This window comes from Mariniflexile gromovii (assembly GCF_017814435.1).
Classification (GTDB): domain Bacteria; phylum Bacteroidota; class Bacteroidia; order Flavobacteriales; family Flavobacteriaceae; genus Mariniflexile; species Mariniflexile gromovii.
The window spans coordinates 1-1,212 of sequence record NZ_JAGJCB010000051.1 but is presented as its reverse complement, the minus strand read 5'-3'; the positions used below and the strand labels follow the sequence as shown (position 1 = coordinate 1,212).

Here is a 1,212-nt window from a genome sequence, read left to right as displayed (position 1 = left end):
TTCTTTGAATAATGAGTAAATTTATTTTCAACAGAAGATAGAGAAAGATAAAAGCTAAGTCCTGTCATTGGTCTTAAAGGCTGTTCGCAATGCTAGTTCCTTTCTCTCTCTGCTTTGAACTTGGACAGTTCATTAGGTCATGAACCTGTATTTAGGATTGATAAGTCAATAGCAGATTTCTTCCGTTTACTTTTTTTCCTTAAAAACAAAGTTATGATAAAAAACAAAAATTACGTTGGTATCGATATATCAAAATTAACTTTTGATGTAGCCATTTTAGATGAAAAAGGCAAGTCTAAACATTACAAGTTTACTAATGATTTAGATGGTTTTAAAAAATTATCCCAACAGCTTAATCCCGGATCTGATGTTTGTGTGATGGAAGCTAGCGGTGTATATTATTTAAAATTGGCAACCTATCTTTTTAGTATTAAGATAGCTGTCTGCGCAATAAACCAATTAGTCATAAGAAGATTTGGTCAAATGCGAGTGATACGCACTAAAACGGACAAAAAAGATGCATCTGTAATTGCAGATTACGGTAAAACAGAAACACCTGGTTTATGGCAACCAGATGAAGATTATATATTAGAGCTCAAACAAATGCAGGCCTATGTCGAGCAAATGAATAAGAGCAGAACAGGGTTTATAAGGCAACGTGAAGCATTCAAATACAATCCGGTTAGTGCAGAGTTGATGAATGAAAGCTTACAGAATATGATCGATACCCTTGAAGCTCAAATAGCTCTTATTGAGAATAAGATGACAGAGCTCGTGAAAGAGCATCATCAAAATTTGTTTGGGCAACTTAATAGCATCCCTGGTATTGGAAGAAAAACAGCAATGCTTTTAATAGTGATAAGTGGTGGTTTTACAAAATTCGAAAATGCAAAGCAATTATGTTCTTATGTAGGGATAAGCCCTCGTATTTTTGAATCAGGAACAAGTGTAAAAGGGAGGTCTAAAATTTGTAAAATGGGCATGAGTCGGATCAGGGCAATGCTCTACGTTTGCTCTTGGACAGCAAAGAAAAACAATAAAGCATGTTATGAATTGTATAATCGATTAATAGAAAAAGGAAAATCTAAAAAATTAGCCTTAATTGCGGTTGTTAATAAATTACTCAAGCAAGCATTTGCCGTTGCAACAAAAAATGAATATTATCTAGAAATAAATTAAAAGAAATTTGCTTTTAAGCACAGTTCATTGCGA

General features: G+C 33.5%; 1 protein-coding gene. It reads left to right on the top strand.

What is annotated here, in order from left to right; translation table 11 throughout:
* Positions 1-213: 213 nt before the first annotated feature.
* Positions 214-1,179 carry an IS110 family RNA-guided transposase gene (locus J8H85_RS18840; protein ID WP_209657248.1) on the top strand — a complete coding sequence of 322 codons (966 nt, stop codon included), beginning with the start codon at positions 214-216 and terminating at the stop codon, positions 1,177-1,179.
* Positions 1,180-1,212: the final 33 nt, after the last annotated feature.